A 21,692-nucleotide genomic window follows, 5' to 3' on the forward strand; every position below is an offset into this window, starting at 1 on the left:
CATGAGCGCCGTCAGAGAACGACTCCGGATCATCGCGATCCCCCTCATCCTGCTGGTCTGCGGCGTCCTGTGCGTGACCACCGGCATCGAGTACGTGTCCGGCGCGGCGGAGCTGAGCGGGCACGAGGCGCGGGCCGACGGCACCGTCCTGGAAACGCGGGGCGCCGCCGGCCCCAAGGGCGGCGGCAACGCCTCCTACCGGGTGGAGTTCACCGACGCCGGCGGCGCCCGCCGCACCTTCTGGACGAGCGGGACCGCCGACCGCGGCGACACCGTCGACGTCGTCTACGACTCCCGGGACCCCGGCAGCGCCATCGTCGGATCGACGGGAGAGCGGCGCGCCACGGGCATCGCCGTCTTCGTGACGGGCCTCGGGCTGCTGGCGGCCTTCGCCGCGACCGTCCTGGCGCTCCGCCGCAAGCCGGCCGGCCGCCGGGGGCGCGCGGCGCGCTAGCCCCGCGCGTCCGTCCGGTGCGAGGGCAGCACGCACACGGCGTCGAGCCCGAGCACGTGGTTGAGGCGGCCGAACGCGAGCCACGAGCCGATGCTCATGCTCAGCTCGACGATCTCGAGCTGGCTGTAGCAGGCGGTCATGCGGGCCCAGAACGCGTCGTCGAGGTTGTGGTGGTCGAGGGCGTACCGTTCGGCGTACTCGGCGGCGAGGCGGGTGCGGTCGTCGAACGCGCCGGTCGTCCGCCACTCGGCCACGGCGTCGAGGAAGCCGTCCTCGACCTTCTCGCCGTCCCGCTCCGTCCGCCAGTCGAGGCAGAAGACGCAGCCGTTGATCTGGGCGATCCGCAGCCGCGCGGCCTCGAACTCGCGGAGCCCGAGCGTCGTGTGGGCGTACACGGACATGGAGAAGTTCGCGGCGGCGGGACCGATGCCCGGCACCATCTCCCCCCACACGTACTCGATCGCGTCCTTGCCCTCGGGGATGTCGATGTTCACCGCGCGGTCCTTCCGAGCTTGCCGGTCGCCGGACGCATCGGAACGTCGAGCGCGTCGTACAGTCCGGGTTCGTTCTCGACGAGCCAGTCGATCGCGCCGACGAGCCGTCCGACCGCGGTGGCGTTCCCGCCCGCCGCCCGGTTGCCGCTCGCGTCGACGGCCTCGACCGTGACCTCGATGCGCGGATCGCCCTCGATGATCACGCGGTGCGCGCCGTCGCCGGTCGGCGGGACGGGCCAGTCGGGGGCGCAGGACGGGTGGATGCGGGTGACGTGCTCGACGACGATGCGGGGCTCGCCCCCGACGATGCCCTGCACTTCGAACCGCACGGCGCCCTGCGTGCCCTTCTCGAAGTCGCCCATCAGCTCCGTGGTCACCGTGGCGTCCAGCGGGCGCCGCTCCACGGCCTCCCGCACCTCGTCGAGCTCGACGCCGAGCCCCCGCGCGATCAGCCGCACCTGCCCGCCCCACACCATGGACGGGACGGACGGCGCCAGCATCGGCGGCTCGTAGTCCATCGGCTGCCCCATCCCGACGAGGTAGCGCACCGAGTCGGGCTGGTCGTAGGTGGTGTAGTCGAAGATCTCCTGGCACCGGACGGCGTCCACCTCGGTGCCCAGGCCGCTGATCATCAGCGGCAGGACGTCGTTGCCCCAGCCGGGGTCGACGCCGGAGACGAGCAGGGAGCCGCCGCCCTCGGCGACCGCCGCGAGCACGGCCTCGCGCATCTCCGCGGGCGCGCCGCGCTGGTCGTAGAGCGCGTACAGGGCGGGCGTCACGACCACGGCGCCGGCCCGGATCGCGCGCAGGATGTCGTCGAGCGCGTCGTCCGGGCGGACGTCGCCGGACGCGGCGTACACGACGGCCCCGGGGCGCCCGTCCAGCACGGCGCCGGCGTCGTCGGTCGCCGCGACGCCGAGGTCGCGGCCGAGTCCGCCGAGGTCGCCGGCGTCGCGGCCGACCTTGCCGGGGTCGTGGACGATCACGCCGGTGAGCTTCAGCGCGGGGTGGGCCTCGACGGCCCGGAGGGCGAGCCGGCCGACGTTTCCGGTGCCCCAGACGACCGTGGAGATCATACGGCGGAGGCTAACAGCGCCCGCCCCGCTTGCCAAGCAAGCATTTGGTCTACTGACCGTAACCGATTACTCCGGGTGAGTGATCGAACGTAAGTTACCCTCGCGTACGTTGTGGCTTTTCCCTGGCCGTCGAGGTAGAACCTGTTCCAACCCACCCCATAGTGAGGGAGCTCACATGAGTGACCCGTCGCTGCCCGTAGCCAGATCTCACGGCGTATCGCGCCGCGGATTCATCGCTGGAACCGGTTCCATCATTGGCCTCGGGATGCTCGCCCGCCCCGCGTCCGCCGCCGCCGCGATCGGCAACGGAGCGCACGTTCCGGTCCTGATCATCGGCACCGGCTACGGCGGCTCCGTCGCCGCGCTGCGCCTCGCCCAGGCCGGCGTCCCCGTGCACATGGTCGAGATGGGCCAGTCCTGGGACACCCCCGGTTCCGACGGCAAGGTCTTCGCCAACACCCGGACGCCCGACTACCGCTCCTACTGGCTCAGGACCCGCACCAAGCAGCCGCTCAGCAACTTCCTCGGCTTCCCGCTCGACAAGAACGTCCCCCGGTACACCGGGATCCTCGACGCCGAGGAGTTCGGCGGCATCACCGTCTACCAGGGCCGCGGCGTCGGCGGCGGCTCGCTCGTCAACGGCGGCATGGCCGTCACCCCGAAGCGCGAGCGGTTCGGGGCGATCCTCCCGTCCGTCGACGCCGACGAGATGTACGACGTCTACTACCCCCGCGCCAACGCGGGCCTCGGCGTCAACCAGATCGACCGCGCCTGGTTCGACACCACCGACTGCTACCAGTACGCGCGCGTCGGGCGGAAGCACGCCGAGCGCTCGGGCTTCGAGTTCGTCTACGTCCCGAACGTGTACGACTTCGGCTACATGAAGGCGGAGGACCTCGGGAACGTTCCCAGATCGGCCCTCGACGCCGAGATCCTCTACGGCAACAACCACGGCAAGAAGTCGCTCCGGCAGACCTACCTCGCCCAGGCCGCCGCGACCGGCCGGGTGACCGTCTCCCCCCTCCACCGCGTGACCTCGGTCGCGTCCGCGTCCGGCGGCGGGTACACGGTCGCCATGGAGCAGCTCGACACGAGCGGCACCGTCACCGCGACCAAGTCGGTGACCGCCGACCGGGTCTTCTTCGCCGCGGGCAGCGTCGGCACCAGCAAGCTCCTCGTGAAGCTCAAGGCGACCGGCGCGCTCCCCCGCCTGAACAACGAGGTCGGCAAGGGCTGGGGTGACAACGGCAACGTCATGTGCGGCCGCGCCAACCACATGTGGGACCCGACGGGCTCGCTCCAGTCGTCCATCCCCACGGTCGGCATCGACAACTGGGACGACGGCGGCGCGTTCGCCGAGGTCGCGCCCCTCCCCACCGGCATCGAGACCTACGCCTCGTTCTACCTGTCGATCACCAACACCCCGCACCGCGCCCAGTTCACCTGGAACGGCAGCCGGGTGGAGCTGAACTGGCAGCAGTCCTGGAAGCAGACCAGCATCGACATGGCCAAGTCGATCTTCGACAAGATCAACCGCAAGGAGGGGACGATCTACCGGACCGACCTCTTCGGCGTCTACAAGATCTGGGGCGACCACCTCACGTACCACCCGCTCGGCGGCGCCGTCCTCAACAAGGCCACCGACAACCACGGCCGCCTCCACGGGCACCCCGGCCTCTACGTGATCGACGGCTCGCTCATCCCCGGCAACACCAGCGTGAACCCGTTCGTCACCATCACCGCCCTCGCCGAACGGAACATCGACAAGATCATCGCCACGGACCTGTGACGCCGCGGTTCCGGCCGCGTCCCACCCCCGCGGCCGGAACCCGGCGGCGTTCGCCGTCCCGCACGGGACGGCGAACGCCGTGCGTCAGGTCCGCCAGGCGTCGAACTCCGTCTCGAAGTCTTCCGCGGTGACGAGATGGACCCTGCTCAGGGCGACCTTCGGCGTGCCGTTCCGCAGGTCCTCGACATGCCCGTTGCCGACCTTCCAGACGCCGATCAGACCCGAGTGCTCCGCGGCCACCCCCATGAAGCCGGAGCGCCGCCGGCGCATGCACGTCGCCAGCTCGGCGGCGTCACGGTCGTCCGCCACGTCCGCGCCGACCGCTTTCGCGAGGGCGGGCAGCCGGTCGCGGACTCCGATGCGGCCGTTGGCGAGGTTCCGTACGGCCGTGAGCCGGTCCTTCGTCGGCGCGTTGCCGGCCGCGGTGTACGCCCGGCACGCGTCGATGAGCGCCCTGTACACCGCCCGCGCGGCCACGTTCACCTCGTTGTCGGCGTCGAGCCGCGCCCGCTTGCTGACGGTGGACGCGAACTCCACGACTTCTCTGACCTTGTCGTGGAACGCGGCGAGCGGCCCGTCGGCCGAATTGACCGAGAGCGTCGACACCGTGACCGCTTCTTCGCCGAGCCTCTCGAACTTCTTGATGGCCAGAGCCACGCCGTGCGCGGCCCGGTATTCCACCAGGTCGGCCCCACTGACGTCGGGGAGGTTCTTCAGTCCCCTGTCGTACACGTCAGGGAACAGGTGCTCGACCCAATAGTTGGGGTCCTTGACCTTTGCGAGGCAGAAAGCCCTCTCCTCGTCCCTGCGCGCATCACTGTCGGAGTGGTATTCCCCGACGAGATTGAGCATTCCAGCCACCAGCATCCCGTACCCCCATTTCGCCGTGGCTCCATATTCCCCGGCCACGCCCATGAACACCACGCTCCGCCCCTGACCGATTGCGGTCAGTGATCATTAGTGCGGACGCGCGTCGAGTTCGACTTTGCTTGTGACGGGACGGCGGGTGGAATCTTCATGGGCGGAGGTGAAGATCTCACGAGGTGGTAGAAATGGGACGCTGGTGAGGGCCTGGGAGTAAGGGCGTCTGATGATCCGGGTTCTGCTCGCCGAGGACATGCACATGATCCGGGGAGCGCTGGTGGCGCTGCTCGACCTCGAACCCGACATCGAGGTGGTCGCGCAGGCGGCGACGGGCGACCGGATCGTCCCGCTGGCGCTGGAGCACGAGCCGGACGTCGCGGTGGTCGACGTCGAGCTGCCCGGCGTCGACGGGCTCACCGCCACGGCGGAGCTGCGCGCGCGGCTGCCGCGGTGCCGCGTGCTGATCGTGACGAACTTCGGCCGTCCCGGCAGCGTCCGGAGGGCCTTCGCCGCGCAGGCGTCCGGGTTCATGGTCAAGGACGCGCCGCCGGAGCGGCTGGCGGACGCCGTCCGGCGGGTCGCGGCGGGCGAGCGGGTGATCGACCCCGCGCTCGCGGTGGCCGCGCTGGAGGTCGCCGAGTGCCCGCTCAAGCCGCGCGAGCTGGAGGTGCTGCGGCGCTTCTCCGAGGGCGACGACGTCGAGCAGATCGCCGGGGCGCTGCACCTGTCCGCGGGGACCGTGCGGAACTACCTCACCGCGATCGTCGCGCGGCTGAACGCCCGCAACCGGCTGCACGCCGTCCGGATCGCCCAAGACGCCGGGTGGCTCTGAGCCCGGCCCGCCAGGTCGTCGTCTACATCTGCACGCTGTGCGTGCTGCGGGTGTGCTTCCAGGTGGGCGCGGCCGGGGCCGGGCCGGCGATCGCGGTCGCCATCGCGGTGGTCGCCGCGCTGCAGGTGCCGATCTCGCTGCCGGGCAGGCGGCGGCTGTCCGCGGCGCTGTTCCCGGTGCAGGCCGCGGTCAACTACCTGCCCCTGCTCGTGGAGGCGGACGCCTGGCGGACGGGCGGCTCGGGCTTCGTCGCCGCGTCCGCCCTGCTCGTCGTGCGGGGGCCCGCGGCGTGGGCGCTGCTCGGGCTGGTCGCGGCGGGCGAGGGCGTCCTGGCCGCCGGGCTGGACCGCCCGCCCGAGGACGTCTTCTACGCGGTCACCGCCCCGGTCAACGTGGGCCTGATGCTGTACGGCCTCAGCCGCCTCGCCGACCTGCTGGACGAGGTGCGGCGGGAACGCGCCGAGCTGGCGGCGCGGGCCCGGGAGGTCGAGCGGCTGCGGCTGTGGCGGCACGTGCGGCTGATGGCGGCGAGCAGCGTGGCGCACGCCGAGGAACTGGCGCTGCGGGCGGGACGCGCGGACGGCGCGGCGATGCGGGGCGCGGTGGCCGCGGCGGTGGCGGTCGCGCGGGAGGCGCTGCGGCGGGTGCGCTCGCTGCCGCACGCCGAGGGCGCGGTCCCGGTGCCGTCCGGCGACCGCGACGCGCGGATCGTCCGGGCCGCCACGCCGATCCTCGTGGTGACGCACGTGCTGTTCGTCGGGCAGGCGCTGGTCAACTTCGCCGTCCTGGGGAGGTCCGCGGCCGCCGGGTATCTCGCGCTGCTGCCCGTGTCCTTCGCCCTGCAGTCCTGGCACCTGGTGGTCCTCGCCCGGGGGCGGCGGCCGCGGTGGCTGCCCTGGACGCTGGCGGCGCAGGCGGTGACGATCTACGCGCCGCTCGCGGCCGGGGAGACGTCCGGGCTCGTGGTGTCGGGGTTCTTCGCCGGCGTCGTGCTGCTCGGCGCGGGGCCGCGGGCGGCGTGGCCGCTGTGCGCGGCGGTCTGCGCCGTCTTCGGGGCGGACGGCTGGCGCGTCGACGGCCCGCTCCTCGCCTGCTACCAGTTCTCCGTCGCCCTCGGGACGGCACTGGCGGTGTCCGGGATGACCCGGCTGGTCGTCCTCATCACCGAGCTCCGGCGCACCCGCGCCGAGCTGGTGGAGGTGGCGGCCCTGCGCGAGCGGCTGCGGGTGGGGCGGGACGTGCACGACCTCCTCGGCCGCGGGCTCACCGCGGTCGTCCTGCACGGGGAGCTGGCGCTGCGGCTGCTGGACGCCGATCCGGGGCGCGCGGCGGGACGGTGCGAGCGGATGGCGGAGGCGGCCCGGGCGGCGCTCGCCGACATCGCCGCCCTGGACGCGCCGGACCGGCGGCCGTCGCTGGCCGCCGAGGTCGACGCGGCCCGGGCCGTCCTGGAGTCCGCCGGGACGGCCGTGCGGATCGACGCGGCGCCCGTGCCCGGCCGGGCCGGGGACGTCCTGGCGATCGTGCTGCGCGAGGCGGTGACGAACGTGCTCAGGCACGGCACCCCGGACGGGTGCGCGGTCGAGATCGCCGTCGCGGACGGCCGCGCCCGGCTGCGCGTCGCCAACGGCGGGGCCGCCGCGGCGTCCGCCGAGCCCGGGACGGGGCTGCGGAACGCGCGGGACCGGCTGGCGGCCATCGGCGGCGACCTCACCGCCGTCCGGACCGGGGACCGGTTCGAGCTGGTCGCCCGCGCCCCCGTCGCGCGTGAGGATCTCACGCCGACGAGGTGACCGCGGCGTCTGTGCCGGACGGCCGCCGGTGCCGCACAGTGGGTCCGCCATCGGACACGAAGATCGACTGGGGACCATGAATCGTCGACAGTTCCTCGCGGCCGTCTCCCTCACCGGCCTCGCCACGGCCTGCGGTCAGGGCGGCTCGCGCGCACCCGCGAACCCGGCCGCGTTCCGCACCGCGCTGCCCGTCCCGCCGCTCCTGGAACCCCGGACGGGCGCCGACGGCGTGCGGCGGTTCGCGCTGACGATGCGGCGGGGCCGCGCCGAGCTGCTGCCCGGCCGGCCCGTCAAGACCTGGGGGTTCAACGGCCCGCACCTCGGGCCGACGCTCCGCGCGGCGCGCGGCGACCGGGTGGCGATGACCGTCGCGAACCGGCTGGGCGAGGCGAGCACCGTGCACTGGCACGGCATGCGGCTGCCCGCGAAGATGGACGGCGGCCCGCACCAGATGATCGAGCCGGGCGCGACCTGGCGCCCGCACTGGACGATCGACCAGCCCGCGGCCACGGCGTGGTACCACCCGCACCCGCACGGCCGGACCGCGGCGCACGTGTACCGCGGCCTCGCCGGCCTGTTCATCATCGACGACCGGACGGACGCGGACCTGCCCGCCGAGTACGGGGTCGACGACGTCCCGCTCATCCTCCAGGACAAGGAGCTGGACGAGACCGGCGCGCCGACCGGCGACCCGCTGAAGGGCACGTTCGGCATCCTCGGCGGCCACATCCTCGTCAACGGCGTGCACGCGCCGCGCCTGGACGTCCGGACCCGGCTCGTGCGGTTCCGGGTGCTCAACGGCTCCAACGCCCGCCGCTACCGGCTCGCCTTCGCGGACGGCCGCGCGTTCCACGTGGTCGGGAACGACGCGGGCCTGCTGCCCGCGCCGGCGGAGGTCGAGCAGGTCCCGCTGTCGCCCGGCGAGCGGGTGGAGATCGTCGTCGCGTTCGCCCCCGGTGACGAGGCCATGCTGCTGACGCGGTCGGGATCCCACGACGTCGACGAGGGCGACTTCGACATCCTGAAGATCGTCGCGGCCGCGCGGCTCGCCCCGTCCCGCCCGCTGCCGGCCCGGCTCGCCGACCCGGCGCCGATCGCGGTGCCGCCGGGCGCGCGGGTGCGCCGGTTCCGGCTCGAGGGGCACGACGCGATCAACGGCAGGGAGATGGACATCGCACGGATCGACGAGGTGGTCCCCGCCGGCGCCGTCGAGGTGTGGGAGATCGAGAACTACGTCTACGCCCACAACTTTCACATCCACGAGGTGGCGTTCCAGGTGCTGGAGGTGGCCGGGAAGAAGCCGCCCGCGTACATGGCGGGCCGCAAGGACACCGTCTACCTGCCGCCCAAGAGCAAGGCGCGGCTCGCCGTGCAGTTCGGGACGCACACGGACCCGGGCACGCCGTACATGTACCACTGCCACATCCTCCGGCACGAGGACTCCGGCATGATGGGCCAGTTCGTGATCGTGCGGCCGGGCACCGAGCGGTCCGTTCCGCGGCGGATCGCCGCGCCCGGCGGGGCGCACGGGCACGGGCACTGACCCGCGCGGGTCAGCCGCCCGGCTTCGTCATCGTCGCCAGGGCCCGGTCGGGTTCCCAGTGGGCGCGCATGGACGTGACGAGGCCCGAGTCGTCGACCCGGTAGATCAGGACGCAGTCGATGGTCACCGTGGAGCCGTCGCCCATCGTCGTCGTGATCGTGGTGACGTTGGCGCAGGAGTCGCCGTTGGCGAACGAGTCGCGGATGTGGAACCGGAACTCGGCGACCGTCGCGATGTTCTTGTCCCAGAACGCGGCGATGCCCTCGTGGCCCCGGTGGCCCTCGCCGGACGGGTCCATGAAGGACGGGCCGACGGGGTCTTCGAGGAGGACGTCGGGCGCGAACAGCTCCAGCCACGCGTCCTTGCGGCCGGCGAGGACGGCGGCCATGGACGCGCGGGAGGCGCGGCGGGCGGGGTGGTCGGCGTCCGGGGCGTCCCAGGTAACGGCTTCCATGACCGAACTGTAACCTGTTCTCGTTTTGCCGTCGATGGTCAGCCCGCCTTGGCGATGACGGTCTCGGCGAAGCGTTCGAGGTGCTCCACCTTCTTCGCGAGGGGCTCGGTGTCCGGGCCCTTCCGGTACGGGTTCCGGAAGCCCACGATCACGTCGGTGACGCCCTTGTCCTCGAGCCGCTTCACGCCGTCGGGCGTGTAGGCGTCCATCGAGATCACGTGGATCTCGAACGGATCACCGGCCTTGCCCTCGGCCCGGCGGACGGCGTCGAGCCTGGCCAGCAGGGCGTCCAGGTCGTCGCCGCCGCCCGCGTGCATCCAGCCGTCCCCGCGGACGACCGCGCGGCGCAGCGCGGGCTCGCTGTGCCCGCCGACGAGGATCGGGACGGGACGGGCCGGGTTGAGCTTGATCGCGGGAATGTCGAAGAACTCGCCGCGGTACTCGAAGTACTCGCCCGTCGCGAGCCCGCGCAGCACGTCGATGGCCTCGTCCATCCGCTTCCCGCGGCGCTCCCACGGGACGCCCATCGCCCGGAAGTCCTCGGGCCACGGGCTCAGGCCGACGCCGAGGCCGAGGCGGTCGCCGATCAGCCCGACGATCGACATCGCCTGCTTGGCCACCAGGACGGGCGGCCGCACCGGCAGCTTGAGGACGAACGGGGTGAAGCGGATGCGCTCGGTCACCGCGCCCATCGCCGCGATCAGGGTGAACGTCTCGATGAACGCCTTGTCCTCGAGGAACTCCCGGTCGCCCGTCTCGGTGTACGGGTAGGAGGTGTCCGACTCCTTCGGGTAGATGAGGGAGTCGGCGACGGAGAAGCTCGCGTACCCGGCCGCCTCCGCCGCCCGCGCGAGCGGCAGGTAGTGGGACGGGTCGGTCATGGCCTCGGCATAGGTGAACCTCATACGATCCGTCCCGGGTCGACGACAGCTGGTCCGGAAATACTAGAACGTGTTGCAGTCCGGGGCCAGGGGCCCGCCCGTCCATCCCGACACGTCGGTCGGGGGACGAAGTCAACGCGCCGAGACGATCCGGCGGTAAGAGCGCATGTACGCGACGAGGCTCACCAACGAGACGATTCCGACCAGTCCCATGCCGAGGAACGGCAACTCGCTCGACACCTTGAGGGCCACGCCGGCGACCAAAGGCGCACCGGCCATGGCCGTGAGCACCCACGGAAGGACGGCTTCCTGGAGGGACGCCCCCAGCAGCGTCGCCTGGCCTGCACAGATAAGACAGAGGGTGCCCACGGCGGCCACCGCCGCCACGGCTCCCGGCAACATGCCCGCCAGGGCCACCACCAGGGCGAGGATGCACCAACCCACGACGAACGAAGCGAAACCCGGCCCCGTCCTCCGCCAGAAGGCGCGGCGCGCCTCCGCCTTGACAGTGGACCGGGCCTGCTCAGGCCCCCATTCGCGAGGAACCACATCGATCTCGCTCATCTCTCACCCTCCGGACTTGATGTGAAAGATGATCGGGGCCGCGACCATGAGCGTGTGCATGGATGTGGAGAATCGGTAGTCGAGCCGCAGGATTCCGCGCTCGAACCGGCCGACGCGCCGCCCGTCCAGCGCAACGAAGTCGCAGTGCCGATGCACCGGCTCCCCTTTTCGCGACTGCGCCTCCCACACGATCGTACCGAGCATTTCCTCGTTCACGTCGACGAAGCACTCCCGCGGGGACACACGCCTTCCGCGGACATCGCCGGCGATGCCCGTGATCCGCCCGATCATGCGATGGTCGGCGCCCGTCACGAAGATGATCGGCTCGCCCTCCACCCGTTCGAGGAAGAACAGGACTTCACCGCCAGGGTCACGCACCTGAACGGAGAAAGCGGAGGTGTCGTACGCCTCGGAGAAGTCTCGACCGAAGGCACCGGCCCCCTCGCCACCGTGAACCGGTATCGCCTCGGCCACGAGCCGTCCGGCCGCGTCCACCACCTGGAAGTTGCGACGGCGGTTCTCGTAAAGCAGGACAGCGCGCTCGAAAAGGGCGGCACCTGAAGGCATATCACTTGTCCCAGGGCGGGGTCTCGTCTACCTTTTGGACCCCTTTGCTCGGGTCCGAGAACACGGGTCGATCCATGGATCCCTGCGGCCCTACACCTTGCAACTTGTCCTCGAACCGCCCATCCTTGACACCACCTTCATAGCTCACTTTGTGACCGGTCTGCGAGTTCTCATAACCCGCATTCAGGCTACCTCCCTGGGGAGTCCAGTTCCCCTCCTCGTCCTTCTTCATGGCGAATTTCCCACCGCCGGTGACATTGTTCACACCTGCTGGGTCGAGTGGCACTTTTGCCTTGTACTCACCCTCGACCCCTTGCAGTCCATCTTTGTACTTCCCGCGCAGCGCGACCTCGTTCTCCACGTCCCCGCCAGGCGTGGCAGTGAATTTCGCACCGACCCCCAAACCCCATTCTCCGTCTTTATTTCGATCAGCGTCCATATCCACCTCCTTGAGCGGGAACCGCGAGTCCGGGGTGCGTCCCAGAAAAGCAAGCGGAGCGTTCGCGGCGTTCTGGAGGAGGTTGGCGCCGCCCGACTTGGCGCCGTTGGCGAAAGCCCGGTCGAACGCGGCGCCGGCGTCCTCGTTGCCGTGCTGGCCCTGGATGTCGGCGACGAAGGACGCGCCCCCGGCCAGGGCCGCGAGGGAGCCGGTGCCCGCGATCGCGCCGAGCAGCGCGGTCGTCACGTGGGTCACCGTCGCGGCGGTGCCGGCGAGCGCGAGGCATTCGGGGTACGCGACGACCGTGAACGCGGCGACGGCCAGCGCGTCGAGGTAGGCGGCCATGCCCATGGCGAAGACGGCGTAGCCGAACAGGGCCCAGGCGAGCGCGTACAGCGTGATGCACACCGCCATGCAGTAGTTGTGCAGGTAGTCGAGCTGCAGGCAGTACTCGCTCACCGTCGCGTCGTACGCGGTGCGGTCGTCCGACGCCCACGCGTGGTCCGGGATGCCGGACGCCAGCCGGCGCAGTTCGGTCGCGGCCGTCTCGAGCTTGGCGGCGGCGTCGCTCCAGCCTTCGGCGGCCTTGGCCAGGTTCTGCGGCTTGCCCGTGGTGAGTTTGAAGTCGAAGGCGATCATGAGGCCGGGCGGGAGGATGACTCCCGCCGAGGAGGCCATGAAGAAGGCCGCCTGCATCATGCCCTCGGCGCTGCCGAGGACGCCGCCCTGGACGTTGCCGCTGAGCAGCCCGCCGACCAGGCCCCCGGCGGCGGCGCCGCCGGCCGCCGTGCCCGCCGCGCGCCCGCCGGCCGAGCGCATCGGGGCGTCCGTGCGGGCTCCCGTTCCGCCTCCGGTCCGGGGCGTCACCGGCCCTTCCTCCCGGCGGCTCCCGGCTCAGTGCTTCGCATTCGCCTGCTCCGTCTCGTGCCACCGCTGGGCCGTCACGGCGAGCCTGCGGGCCATCTCGTCGGCTTCCTTCTTCAGCGCCTCGGTGTCCTCGAATCCGAACTGCGCCGCGATCGGGTAGGCGGCGGAGGCGAGGGACAGGGTGATGCTGAAATCGCCGCCCTCAAGGTTGTATACGCCATCGGCGTTGATGGCGTTCCTGGCCGCTTCGAGCATGCTGCACACATACTTCTCGACATCTTCGCCGTGTTTGGCGATCCATGCGGGATCTACCTTTTTCTCGCCCATACGCATTCACCGCCCGCGGTCACGTCATCGACACGGCACCACTCGGCCCCGGCTTATGCCGCCCGAAGCGTAGCAGCGCTAACTATGGCTTTGCAGGCGGACGGAACGCCCGTCATGGCGGAGACGGGGCCGCACATGCCGAAGCGCCCCCGAAATGGCTGACGGGGGCGCTCGGGCGGGTGGCGTGGCCGAATCCGGCCGGATCAGACGCCGAGGGAGCGGCCGATGATCTCTTTCATGATCTCCGTCGTGCCGCCGAAGATGGTCTGGATGCGGACGTCCTGGTACGCCTTCGCGATCGGGTACTCGGTCATGTAGCCGTAGCCGCCGTGGAGCTGGACGCAGCGGTCGACGACGCGCTTGAGCAGTTCGGTGTTCCAGTACTTGAGCATCGCCGCCTCTTCGGCGCTGAGCTCGCCCTTGCTCTCCTTGACGATGCACTCGTCGGTGAAGGAGCGGGTGACGGTCAGCTCCGTCTTCATCTCGGCGAGCGTGAAGCGGTTGTGCTGGAACTTGCCGATCGGGCGGCCGAACGCCTCGCGCGTCTTGCAGTACTCGAGGGTCTGCTCGAACGCGGACTCCGCGGCGGCCTGCGCGGTGGCGCCGATGGAGAGCCGCTCGCGGGCGAGGTTCTGCATGAGGTAGATGAAGCCCATGCCTTCCTCGCCGAGGAGGTTCTTCGCGGGCACGCGGACGTTGTCGAAGAACAGCTCGGCGGTGTCCTGGGCGTGCATGCCGACCTTGTCGAGGTTGCGGCCGCGCTCGAAGCCGGCCATGCCGCGCTCGACGGCGAGGAGGCTGACGCCCCGGGCGCCGGCGGACGGGTCGGTCTTGGCGACGACGATGACCAGGTCGGCGAGGATGCCGTTGGAGATGAAGGTCTTCGAGCCGTTCAGGACGTACTCGTCGCCGTCCTTGATCGCGGTGGTCTTGATGCCCTGCAGGTCGGAGCCGGCGGCGGGCTCGGTCATCGCGATGCCGGTGATCAGCTCGCCGGAGCAGTACCCCGGGAACCAGCGGGCCTTCTGCTCGTCGTTGCACAGCTGGCGCAGGTAGCCGCCGTTGATGTCGTTGTGGACGGAGAAGCCCGGGCCGTGCACGCCGGCCTTCGCGAACTCCTCGTTCATGATCACGTAGTACCGGTAGTCGGGGTTCCCGCCGCCGCCGAACTCCTCGGGCATGTCGATGCCGAGCAGGCCCTGCCGTCCGGCCGCCAGCCACACCTCGCGGGAGACGACGCCGTCCTTCTCCCACTGCTCGTGGTGGGGCGCGATCTCCTTCTCGATGAAGGAGCGGACCATGTCGCGGAACGCCTCGTGCTCCTCGGTGAAGATCTCCCGTGCCATCCGGCGGCCTCCCTCGATAAGTGACTACTGATACAGGGTTAATGTAACACTGGTGGTGTCACATGGAGGGGGCGGGATGGAGCTGACCGTTGACCAGCTCGCCGCGCGGGCCGGGGTCAGTGTGCGGACGGTCCGGTTCTACGCGGGGCGCGGGCTCCTGCCGCCGCCGAGGCTGCGGGGGCGGACGGGCCTGTACGGCGAGGAGCACCTCGCCCGGGTCGAACTCGTCCGGGAGCTGCAGAGCCTCGGGCTGACGCTCGCGGCCATCGAGCGGCACCTGGAGAAGATCCCGCTGGACGCGCCGGTGGAGGACCTCGCGCTGCAGCGGGCGCTGCTCTCGCCGTGGGCGCCGGAGGAGGCGGAGACGCTCGACCGGCACGAGCTGGACCGCCGGGCGGGGCGGCACCTCGACGACGACGCGCTGCAGCGGCTGGAGGCGCTCGGGGTGCTGGAGCCGGTCTCCGCGGACGAGGTGCGGATCGTCAGCCCCGCCCTGCTGGGGGTCGGGGCCGAGCTGGCCGCGCTGGCGCTGCCGCTGGAGACGCTCGCCGCCGCCCACGCGGCCGTCGACCGGCACACGGCCGCGCTGGCGGCCGAGCTGCAGGCGGTGTTCCAGGACAGCGTGGTCCGCCCCTACCGGGAGGGCGGGCGGGCGCCGCAGGACCGCGCGCGGCTGATGGAGATGGCGGGACGGCTCAAGCCGCTGCTGATCCAGTCGCTGGTGACGTCGTTCCAGCGGGCGGTGGACGACGCGATCCGGCGGTCCACCGAGCGCTGATCAGGGAGCGCCGGTCAGGACAGCTTCCACTCGGCGTCCTCGTAGTCGACGAGGCGGGGGTGGACGAGCGTGTTCGTTTCGACGTCGCGGGGGCCGCGGTCCCGCGGGAAGACCTTCGCGGCCTCCAGGACCCGCCCGTCCAGGAAGCGGAGCCCCCGGACGTCCGGCGGGAGCGCGAGGGACGGGGGCTCGGTGCCCGGCTCCGCCAGGACGAAGCCCCAGTCGCCGAAGCTCGGGACGTCCACGTGGTACGGGGTGGTCGCGAACCCGGCCGCGGCGATCGACGCGCGGATGCACCAGTACGAGTTCGGGGCGAAGTAGGGCGATCCCGACTGGACGACCATGCGGCCGCCCGGGGCCAGCGCCCGCTTCACCATCCCGTAGAACTCGACCGAGTACAGCTTCGCCGTCGCGACGTCGTCGGGGTCGGGCATGTCGACGATGATCGAGTCGAACTCGGCGCGGAGGTCGCGGAGCCAGTTGAACGCGTCGGCGGCGACGGTGGTGACGCGCGGGTCCTCGAACGCGCCGCCGTTCAGCTTCTCGATCGGGCCGTAGGTGCGGGCGAGCCGGACCATCGCGGGGTCGAGCTCGACGAGCGTCACCTCCCGGACGTCCCGGTGGCGCAGCACCTCGCGGAGCGCGAGGCCGTCGCCGCCGCCCAGGATCAGCACCCGGTCCCGCTTCCCGGCGAGCGCCGGGTGGACGAGCGCCTCGTGGTAGCGGTACTCGTCCACCGAGGAGAACTGGAGGTCGCCGTTCAGGAAGAGCCGCAGGTCGGCGTTGCCCGACACGGAGACCTTCCGCGTGACGACGATCTCCTGGTACGGCGTGCGCTCCGCGACGGCGATCGGGTCGTTGTAGAGGGCCTGCCGGGCGGTGACCTCGAACCGGTCCGCGAGCGCGTACGTCCCGCCGAGGACGACGAGGACGGTCGCCATGCCGGCCCACAGCGCGGCGCGCGTCCAGCGGCGGAGCCGGTCGCGGAACAGCCACAGGACGACCGCGACGCCCGCCACCGCGTTGACGGCGCCGACCAGCAGGGCGCCCTTGATGTGCCCGAACGTCGGGAGGAGGAGGAACGGGAACGCGAGCCCGCCGAGGAGCGCGCCGACGTAGTCGGCGGCGAACAGGTCGGCGACGGCGCTGCCGGCGTCCTGCCGCCGGATGCGCTGCATGAGCGTCATCAGCAGCGGGATCTCCGCGCCGATCAGCGCGCCGACGGCGAACGCGATAACGACCAGCACCGGCTCGTACACCTGGACCCACGCGAACGCCGCGTACAGCACCAGGACGGACAGCCCGCCGACGAGCGCGAGCACGCCCTCGATGACGGCGAACGCCACGACCGGGCGGCCCTGCAGCGGCTTGGCCAGCAGCGACCCGATGCCCATCGCGAACACCATGACCGACAGGACGATCGACGCCTGCGTCACCGAGTTGCCGACCAGGTAGCTGCCGAGCGCGACGAGCGCGAGTTCGTAGACGAGCCCGCAGGCGGCGCACGTGAACACTGCCGCGAGGACGAGCGCGCGGGCGACGCGCGCGGGCACGCGGGACCGCCCGCCCGGCCCGGCCGTCTCGGCCGCGTGCCCGGCCGGGGGTTCGGAAACGGGACGGGCCGCCTCGTCCGCGCCGGCGGCGGACGGGGCGGCCTCGTCGGGACCGCGGGACGTCAGGAGACCGCCCCGCACACGATCGCGGCGACGGCCAGGTCGGCGGCGGCGACGACCCACCCGGCGGGGTGGACGTGCTCGCCGCCGACGAGGATCGCGCCGAGTTTCCCGGGGGTCAGCACGTCGATCGCGTAGAACGCGACGATCATGATGACGATGCCGAGGACGCCGTACACGGCGGTGCCGAGCAGCCCGTCGCTCAGGTCGTCGTCGCTGGTGACGATCGCGGTGGTGACGATCGCGCCGACGCCGAGGAGCTTGACGGCGAGCAGCAGCGCCGCGCCCCGGTTGCCCTCGGTCCAGATCTGCTGGCCGAGCCGGCCCGGGGTCGTCACCTCGACGACCAGGTAGCCGAGCACCATCAGGGCCAGGCCGAGCGCTCCGTAGGCGAGGGTGGCGCCGCCGTCGTGCAGGATGTCGTTCATCGGTAGCTCCTAGCTCCTCACTTGCCCGACCCGGGCCCGCCGCCGCGGAACGACGCGGATCCCCGGTTGTTCCAGCCGTTGCTGCCGGGGGTGCTCCAGTGCCCGCCGACATGGGAGTGGTAGCGGCTGTAGCCGCTCCTCGCGGAGTCGACGGTGATGCGGCTGCCGGTCCCGTACGGGAGGACGGCCACGACGTGCTTCGGGTAGCGCAGGAAGACGCCGCCCCGGTTGCCGAGCGTCGCCATGTCGTTGACCCGGTCGATCGGCTTGAGCTCCTTGCGGATCTCGCGGGCGACGTCGGCCGGCTTCTTCGACGCCCGGTACTCGTTGACCGCGACCCGCTTGTACTTGTCGGCGATCCACTTGTCGGGGGACTTGTCCCGGCTCAGGACCGCGACGAGCACGATCACCGCGACGATGGAGACCGACACGGCGCCGATCGTCCAGTACTTCCTGTTCATGGTCTCACCAGCCGGCTCCGCGTCATCACGATCTCCCGGGTCTGCGGATAGGCGTGCCACGTCCGCCAGCCCATTCCGGTCTCCTCTGCCGTCTCCTCCAGTGCGAGGGCGGTGACGGCGTGCCGCGAGCCGGGGAAGGCCCCGGCCAGGGCGTCGCCGCGGTCCGCCAGCCGCGCGCACACCGCCTCGACGGCCCGGCCGAACGCGGCGTCGTCGTCGTGGCGGGCGGTCGTCGCGGTGAATTCGTACGCCCATCCGGGCAGGGTCGTGCTCGTGCGTCCGGGCAGCGGCTCGGCGGGGCCGTCCAGGCAGGCCACGGTCTCGCTCAGCGGACCGGCGATGACCTGGTGGGACGCGCCGAGGAGGCGGAGCTGGACGGTCAGGCCGCCGTACGGGACGGGCAGGACGGCCAGCGCGTCGAGCGGGGGCAGGCCGAGCGCGAACGACAGGCCGTCGGCGCTCGCGTCGGCGTAGGGGGTGTCGAGGGTGGCGAGCACGGTCAGTTTCCGCCGGGGTAGATGGTGAGCGCCCCGTTCGGGACGCGCTCGCCGAGCCCGGCCTCCCACTGGCCGCCGCCGTACTGCTCGAACGACAGGTAGCGCCCCTTGGGGGCGGTGTAGTCGGCGTACTCGACGCGGCCCTTCACACCGAGGCCGGTGGTGCCCTCGCTGTCGTAGTCGGCGGTGCCGTGCTCCTCGCGGCGGTACTCCACGCCGTCGATCGTGATCCTCTTCTGGCTGGGCGACATGTCGCCCATCTCGGTCTCGGTCCACCAGACGACCTCGAGGTCGGGGTCCTCCTCGACCGACACCCACACCTTCACGCCCTCGATCTGGTCGGCGTCCAGCAGGTGCTCGGCCCAGGTGTAGCCGCCCTCGCGCATGCGCAGCGAGCCGCGCACGAAGTAGCGGACCCCGAGGTACTCGATCATGTCCCCGGCCTTGATCGTCCGGGGGTCGCCGCCGGCCTGGTCCTCGGCGGCCAGCGGGTCGCGCGGCGCCGCGGCCTCCGGCTTCGCCGCCGCCGCGCCCGCACGGCGGCGCAGCAGGACGACGATCAGCACCACCAGGGCGAGCAGGATCAGCGCCAGCAGGATCACTATGGCGGTATCGCCCACGGCTCCTCCGTCCCTCACGACGACCACGGCATATGTACGAGGACCTGCGGAAGCCTACCGATTGTGGCGCCACAAGCCCATACCGCAATCAGACGCGACAAAATAACAATCGGTTTCGTCGGTCGACAAGTGATGCGCAAGGGGCCGCGGGGACGGCCGGACGGATCAGAGCCGCTCGACGGCCGCCGCGACGCGCTCGTCCGTCGCGGTGAACGCGACCCGGACGTGCCGGGCGCCGCCCGTCCCGTAGAAGTCGCCGGGGCCGACGCTGATCCCGAGGGACGCCAGGTGCGCGACCGTGTCCCAGCACGGTTCGTCCCGCGTCGCCCACAGGTACAGGGACGCCTCGGAGTGGTCGATGCGGAACCCGTGGCCCTCGAACGCCGCGCGCAGCGCCGCGCGGCGCCGCGCGTACCGGGCGCGCTGCTCCTCGACGTGCGCGTCGTCGGCGAACGCGACCGTCATCGCGGCCTGCACCGGCGCCGGGACGATCATCCCGGCGTGCTTGCGGACCTCCAGCAGCCGCTTCACCAGGGCGAGGTCACCGGTGACGAAACCGGCGCGGTACCCGGCGAGGTTCGAGCGCTTCGACAGCGAGTTGACGGCCAGCAGGCCCTCGTGGGAGCCGTCGCACACGTCCGGGTGCAGGATCGACACCGGCGGGTTGGCGTCGTCCCAGCCGAACTCCAGGTAGCACTCGTCGCTGACGACGATCGCGCCCCGGCCGCGCGCCCACGCGACGACCTTCCGCAGGTGCTCGGTCGGCAGCACCTTCCCGGTCGGGTTGGACGGCGAGTTCACCCAGACGATCTTCGGGGTGACGGGCCCCAGCGCCAGCAGCCCGTCCGTCGCGACGCGCCGCGCGCCGCACAGCCGCGCGCCCACGTCGTACGTCGGGTACGCCAGCTCGGGGAAGACGACGGTGTCGTCCGGGCCGAGGCCGAGCAGGGTCGGCAGCCACGCGACGAGCTCCTTGGTGCCGAGCACCGGCAGGACCGCGTCGGGGTCGGCGCCCGCCACCCCGGCGCGGCGCCGCAGCCACCCCGCGACGGACTCGCGCAGCGCGGGCGTCCCGTACGTCTGCGGGTAGCCGGGGGCGTCGGCGGCGGCGGCCAGCGCCTCCCGGATCGGCTCGGGGGTGGGGTCCACGGGCGTTCCGACCGAGAGGTCGACGATGCCGCCGGGATGCGCGGCGGCCCGCTCCTTGTACGGCGCGAGCCGATCCCACGGGAAATCCGGCAGCGTGAACACCTGCGCACCCTCTCTCACACGGACGTGCGGCGCCCCGACCCCGGCCGGGCGGTGCGCCGCACGCTCTCGAACGTCGTCAGTCTTCCTGGCTCTGCGGCGGCAGCGCGGCGACGATCGGGTGGTCCTTGTCGATCTTGCCGACCTTGGAGGCGCCGCCGGGCGAGCCGAGGTCGTCGAAGAACTCCACGTTGACCTTGTAGAAGTCCTTCCACTGCTCGGGAACGTCGTCTTCGTAGTAAATGGCCTCGACCGGGCAGACCGGCTCGCACGCACCGCAGTCGACGCACTCGTCCGGGTGGATGTAGAGCTGGCGCTTCCCCTCGTAGATGCAGTCGACCGGGCACTCCTCGATGCATGCCTTGTCGAGCAGGTCCACGCAGGGCTGCGCGATGACGTAGGTCACGTCAGTGACTCCTCTCGGATCTCCGGCCCCGCCGCACGTCACGGCTCACCGCAAGCTGCCTGTGAATAGTATGGCCACGACCGCGCAGCCGATTCGACACGGGGGTCCCCGCATGGCCGGCCGCTTCGCCGCGCGCCTGGTGGTAGCCGTCAGCGCCGCGGACGTGGGCCAGCGGATCTCGCTGCGCCGCCGTCTGCCAACGGGAGAGTACAGCGACGTGGTCGGCGTACTCGAATCCTGGTCCGACAGGACGCTCGCGGTGCGCCGCCGCACCGGCGAGCTCGTCGAGGTCCCCGAGGACGCGATGGTCGCGGCGAAGGTCGTCCCGCCGCAGCCCCCGCCGCGCCGCCGCCCCCGCGACGCGGACTGACGCCCCGCGACCCGGTCGGCGCCCCGGCTCACCCGCCGGGCGACTCCGGCGGCCCGGCGGGCGGGTCCGCGCTGACGGGCGTCGCCTCCGGTTCGCGCCGGGTGTAGACCTCGCCGGCCTTCAGGCGCCCCTCCCCGAACAGCTCCGACACGGTCACGAGCGTGAAGCCCCGCTTCTGCAGGCCGTCCACGATCTGCGGCATGGCCTGGACGGTCGACGCGTGCACGTCGTGGTAGAGCACGATGTCGCCGCGGCCCGAGTCCCGCAGGCCGGTCTTCACCGTGCGCGCGACGTCGGCGCGCCGCCAGTCCTGCGGGTCCACGCTCCACAGGACGACCGGCAGCCCGGCGGCCTCCGCCACCGCCGCGTCGACCGCCCGGTACGGGGGCCGCATCATCGCGGGCGCGACCCCGGCGGCGTCCCGCACGGCGTCCTGCGTCCGCCGGATCTGCTCCCGGACGCCGTCCGGCGACAGCGTCGTCAGGTTCGGGTGGTTCCACGTGTGGTTGCCGATCTCGTGGCCCTCCGCGACCATCCGCCGGACGACGGCCGGATGCTCGGGGACGTGGATCCCCTGCACGAAGAACGTGGCGCGCGCCCCCGCGCGGCGCAGCGTGTCGAGCAGCGTCGCCGTGTGCGGCCCGGGGCCGTCGTCGAACGTCAGCGCGACGCACTTCGCCCGCCCGCAGTCGATCCGCCGGGGTTGCACCGGGCCCGGCGACCGCGCGTCCGTCCCGGCCTGCGCGTCCCGTCCGGCCCGCCCCGCCTCCGGGCGTCCGGCGCCGCCGCAGCCGGAGAGCAGGACCAGCAGTCCGGCGACGAGGGCGACATTCCGGTACCGCACCACGAACCCCCGATCGTGTTGCTTCGCCCGCCCACTACCCTCCGCGACGATCTCGACACCTGGCGGGCGGCCCGCGG

25 protein-coding genes are annotated in these 21,692 nt (G+C 71.9%); 7 read left to right on the top strand and 18 right to left on the bottom strand.

Annotated features, from left to right (window positions below; translation table 11 throughout):
• Position 1 precedes the first annotated feature (1 nt).
• The gene (locus H505_RS0106500) at positions 2–454 is read left to right on the top strand and encodes a DUF3592 domain-containing protein (RefSeq protein WP_026401339.1); all 453 of its coding nucleotides are present in this window, start codon (positions 2–4) and stop codon (positions 452–454) included.
• On the opposite strand, the gene H505_RS0106505 is transcribed toward H505_RS0106500, so the two are convergent.
• On the bottom strand, positions 451–948 hold the full coding sequence (locus H505_RS0106505; protein ID WP_026401340.1) for a carboxymuconolactone decarboxylase family protein: 498 nt from the start codon (positions 946–948) through the stop codon (positions 451–453). The two genes, H505_RS0106500 and H505_RS0106505, sit on opposite strands and share 4 nt — an antisense overlap.
• A complete protein-coding gene (locus H505_RS0106510; RefSeq protein ID WP_026401341.1) occupies positions 945–2,024 on the bottom strand; it encodes an NAD(P)H-dependent amine dehydrogenase family protein in 1,080 nt (359 codons plus the stop codon). Before H505_RS0106510 ends, H505_RS0106505 begins: the two co-directional genes overlap by 4 nt.
• A gap of 265 nt (positions 2,025–2,289) precedes the next feature.
• Between H505_RS0106510 and H505_RS0106515 the strand changes: the two genes are divergently transcribed.
• Positions 2,290–3,813: a GMC oxidoreductase gene (locus tag H505_RS0106515; protein WP_034516862.1), complete on the top strand. Its 1,524-nt coding sequence runs from the start codon at positions 2,290–2,292 to the stop codon at positions 3,811–3,813.
• Between the two features lie 84 nt (positions 3,814–3,897).
• Here H505_RS0106515 and H505_RS0106520 read toward each other — a convergent pair whose 3' ends face one another.
• Positions 3,898–4,737: a hypothetical protein gene (locus tag H505_RS0106520; RefSeq protein WP_157432921.1), complete on the bottom strand. Its 840-nt coding sequence runs from the start codon at positions 4,735–4,737 to the stop codon at positions 3,898–3,900.
• Positions 4,738–4,903: 166 nt separating this feature from the next.
• On the opposite strand from H505_RS0106520, the gene H505_RS0106525 reads away from it, so the two are divergent.
• From H505_RS0106525 to H505_RS0106535, 3 genes are all read left to right on the top strand, one after another.
• Positions 4,904–5,509 carry a response regulator transcription factor gene (locus H505_RS0106525; RefSeq protein WP_026401344.1) on the top strand — a complete coding sequence of 202 codons (606 nt, stop codon included), beginning with the start codon at positions 4,904–4,906 and terminating at the stop codon, positions 5,507–5,509.
• Positions 5,500–7,302: a sensor histidine kinase gene (locus H505_RS40140; protein WP_034516864.1), complete on the top strand. Its 1,803-nt coding sequence runs from the start codon at positions 5,500–5,502 to the stop codon at positions 7,300–7,302. The genes H505_RS0106525 and H505_RS40140 overlap by 10 nt, the downstream gene beginning before the upstream one ends.
• Before the next feature lie 76 nt (positions 7,303–7,378).
• Entirely contained in the window at positions 7,379–8,845 is a 1,467-nt protein-coding gene (locus H505_RS0106535) for a multicopper oxidase family protein (RefSeq protein WP_026401345.1), read from the top strand.
• Positions 8,846–8,855: 10 nt separating this feature from the next.
• On the opposite strand, the gene H505_RS0106540 is transcribed toward H505_RS0106535, so the two are convergent.
• From H505_RS0106540 to H505_RS0106570, 7 genes are all read right to left on the bottom strand, one after another.
• A complete protein-coding gene (locus H505_RS0106540; protein WP_026401346.1) occupies positions 8,856–9,299 on the bottom strand; it encodes a nuclear transport factor 2 family protein in 444 nt (147 codons plus the stop codon).
• 38 nt (positions 9,300–9,337) lie between these two features.
• Complete coding sequence (locus H505_RS0106545) at positions 9,338–10,204, bottom strand: TIGR03619 family F420-dependent LLM class oxidoreductase (protein ID WP_026401347.1); 867 nt, start codon at positions 10,202–10,204, stop codon at positions 9,338–9,340.
• Between the two features lie 108 nt (positions 10,205–10,312).
• Positions 10,313–10,744 carry a hypothetical protein gene (locus H505_RS0106550; protein WP_026401348.1) on the bottom strand — a complete coding sequence of 144 codons (432 nt, stop codon included), beginning with the start codon at positions 10,742–10,744 and terminating at the stop codon, positions 10,313–10,315.
• 3 nt (positions 10,745–10,747) lie between these two features.
• A complete protein-coding gene (locus H505_RS0106555; RefSeq protein ID WP_026401349.1) occupies positions 10,748–11,311 on the bottom strand; it encodes a hypothetical protein in 564 nt (187 codons plus the stop codon).
• A gap of 1 nt (position 11,312) precedes the next feature.
• A complete protein-coding gene (locus H505_RS0106560; protein WP_026401350.1) occupies positions 11,313–12,569 on the bottom strand; it encodes a hypothetical protein in 1,257 nt (418 codons plus the stop codon).
• A gap of 75 nt (positions 12,570–12,644) precedes the next feature.
• Positions 12,645–12,944 carry a hypothetical protein gene (locus H505_RS0106565; RefSeq protein WP_026401351.1) on the bottom strand — a complete coding sequence of 100 codons (300 nt, stop codon included), beginning with the start codon at positions 12,942–12,944 and terminating at the stop codon, positions 12,645–12,647.
• A 203-nt stretch (positions 12,945–13,147) separates the two neighbouring features.
• A complete protein-coding gene (locus H505_RS0106570) occupies positions 13,148–14,290 on the bottom strand; it encodes an acyl-CoA dehydrogenase family protein (protein ID WP_026401352.1) in 1,143 nt (380 codons plus the stop codon).
• Positions 14,291–14,366: 76 nt separating this feature from the next.
• On the opposite strand from H505_RS0106570, the gene H505_RS0106575 reads away from it, so the two are divergent.
• A complete protein-coding gene (locus tag H505_RS0106575; RefSeq protein ID WP_034516865.1) occupies positions 14,367–15,068 on the top strand; it encodes a MerR family transcriptional regulator in 702 nt (233 codons plus the stop codon).
• Between the two features lie 14 nt (positions 15,069–15,082).
• Here H505_RS0106575 and H505_RS0106580 read toward each other — a convergent pair whose 3' ends face one another.
• From H505_RS0106580 to fdxA, 7 genes are all read right to left on the bottom strand, one after another.
• Entirely contained in the window at positions 15,083–16,621 is a 1,539-nt protein-coding gene (locus tag H505_RS0106580) for a polyamine aminopropyltransferase (protein WP_026401354.1), read from the bottom strand.
• Between the two features lie 122 nt (positions 16,622–16,743).
• Positions 16,744–17,169, bottom strand: a complete 426-nt coding sequence (locus H505_RS50930) for a DUF350 domain-containing protein (protein WP_026401355.1) — start codon at positions 17,167–17,169, stop codon at positions 16,744–16,746.
• A 17-nt stretch (positions 17,170–17,186) separates the two neighbouring features.
• Positions 17,187–17,630: a DUF4247 domain-containing protein gene (locus H505_RS0106590; protein WP_034516866.1), complete on the bottom strand. Its 444-nt coding sequence runs from the start codon at positions 17,628–17,630 to the stop codon at positions 17,187–17,189.
• Positions 17,627–18,127, bottom strand: coding sequence for a DUF2617 family protein (locus H505_RS0106595; RefSeq protein WP_026401357.1), 501 nt, complete (start codon positions 18,125–18,127; stop codon positions 17,627–17,629). The genes H505_RS0106590 and H505_RS0106595 overlap by 4 nt, the downstream gene beginning before the upstream one ends.
• A gap of 2 nt (positions 18,128–18,129) precedes the next feature.
• Positions 18,130–18,747: a DUF4178 domain-containing protein gene (locus tag H505_RS0106600; RefSeq protein WP_026401358.1), complete on the bottom strand. Its 618-nt coding sequence runs from the start codon at positions 18,745–18,747 to the stop codon at positions 18,130–18,132.
• A gap of 165 nt (positions 18,748–18,912) precedes the next feature.
• Complete coding sequence (gene dapC / locus H505_RS0106605) at positions 18,913–19,998, bottom strand: succinyldiaminopimelate transaminase (RefSeq protein WP_026401359.1); 1,086 nt, start codon at positions 19,996–19,998, stop codon at positions 18,913–18,915.
• Between the two features lie 76 nt (positions 19,999–20,074).
• On the bottom strand, positions 20,075–20,401 hold the full coding sequence (fdxA, locus tag H505_RS0106610; protein WP_026401360.1) for a ferredoxin: 327 nt from the start codon (positions 20,399–20,401) through the stop codon (positions 20,075–20,077).
• A 112-nt stretch (positions 20,402–20,513) separates the two neighbouring features.
• Here fdxA and H505_RS0106615 point away from each other — a divergent pair, with 112 nt between their 5' ends.
• Positions 20,514–20,771 (top strand): putative acetyltransferase, encoded by a 258-nt coding sequence (locus H505_RS0106615; protein WP_026401361.1) that lies wholly within the window; start codon positions 20,514–20,516, stop codon positions 20,769–20,771.
• Positions 20,772–20,799: 28 nt separating this feature from the next.
• Here the strand turns inward: H505_RS0106615 and H505_RS40145 are convergent, their stop codons facing one another.
• Positions 20,800–21,615, bottom strand: a complete 816-nt coding sequence (locus H505_RS40145; RefSeq protein ID WP_084549939.1) for a polysaccharide deacetylase family protein — start codon at positions 21,613–21,615, stop codon at positions 20,800–20,802.
• Between the last annotated feature and the right edge of the window lie 77 nt (positions 21,616–21,692).

This window comes from Actinomadura rifamycini DSM 43936 (assembly GCF_000425065.1).
In the GTDB taxonomy this organism is placed as follows: domain Bacteria; phylum Actinomycetota; class Actinomycetes; order Streptosporangiales; family Streptosporangiaceae; genus Spirillospora; species Spirillospora rifamycini.

Bases quoted from the DNA above. Each gene is read 5' to 3' on its own strand.
- H505_RS0106500 (WP_026401339.1), top strand. From the start codon at position 2: ATGAGCGCCGTCAGAGAACGACTCCGGATCATCGCGATCCCCCTCATC.
- H505_RS0106510 (WP_026401341.1), bottom strand. From the start codon at position 2,024: ATGATCTCCACGGTCGTCTGGGGCACCGGAAACGTCGGCCGGCTCGCC.
- H505_RS0106515 (WP_034516862.1), top strand. From the start codon at position 2,290: ATGCTCGCCCGCCCCGCGTCCGCCGCCGCCGCGATCGGCAACGGAGCG.
- H505_RS0106525 (WP_026401344.1), top strand. From the start codon at position 4,904: ATGATCCGGGTTCTGCTCGCCGAGGACATGCACATGATCCGGGGAGCG.
- H505_RS0106535 (WP_026401345.1), top strand. From the start codon at position 7,379: ATGAATCGTCGACAGTTCCTCGCGGCCGTCTCCCTCACCGGCCTCGCC.
- H505_RS0106540 (WP_026401346.1), bottom strand. From the start codon at position 9,299: ATGGAAGCCGTTACCTGGGACGCCCCGGACGCCGACCACCCCGCCCGC.
- H505_RS0106545 (WP_026401347.1), bottom strand. From the start codon at position 10,204: ATGAGGTTCACCTATGCCGAGGCCATGACCGACCCGTCCCACTACCTG.
- H505_RS0106550 (WP_026401348.1), bottom strand. From the start codon at position 10,744: ATGAGCGAGATCGATGTGGTTCCTCGCGAATGGGGGCCTGAGCAGGCC.
- H505_RS0106555 (WP_026401349.1), bottom strand. From the start codon at position 11,311: ATGCCTTCAGGTGCCGCCCTTTTCGAGCGCGCTGTCCTGCTTTACGAG.
- H505_RS0106560 (WP_026401350.1), bottom strand. From the start codon at position 12,569: ATGCGCTCGGCCGGCGGGCGCGCGGCGGGCACGGCGGCCGGCGGCGCC.
- H505_RS0106565 (WP_026401351.1), bottom strand. From the start codon at position 12,944: ATGGGCGAGAAAAAGGTAGATCCCGCATGGATCGCCAAACACGGCGAA.
- H505_RS0106570 (WP_026401352.1), bottom strand. From the start codon at position 14,290: ATGGCACGGGAGATCTTCACCGAGGAGCACGAGGCGTTCCGCGACATG.
- H505_RS0106575 (WP_034516865.1), top strand. From the start codon at position 14,367: ATGGAGCTGACCGTTGACCAGCTCGCCGCGCGGGCCGGGGTCAGTGTG.
- H505_RS50930 (WP_026401355.1), bottom strand. From the start codon at position 17,169: ATGAACGACATCCTGCACGACGGCGGCGCCACCCTCGCCTACGGAGCG.
- H505_RS0106590 (WP_034516866.1), bottom strand. From the start codon at position 17,630: ATGAACAGGAAGTACTGGACGATCGGCGCCGTGTCGGTCTCCATCGTC.
- H505_RS0106615 (WP_026401361.1), top strand. From the start codon at position 20,514: ATGGCCGGCCGCTTCGCCGCGCGCCTGGTGGTAGCCGTCAGCGCCGCG.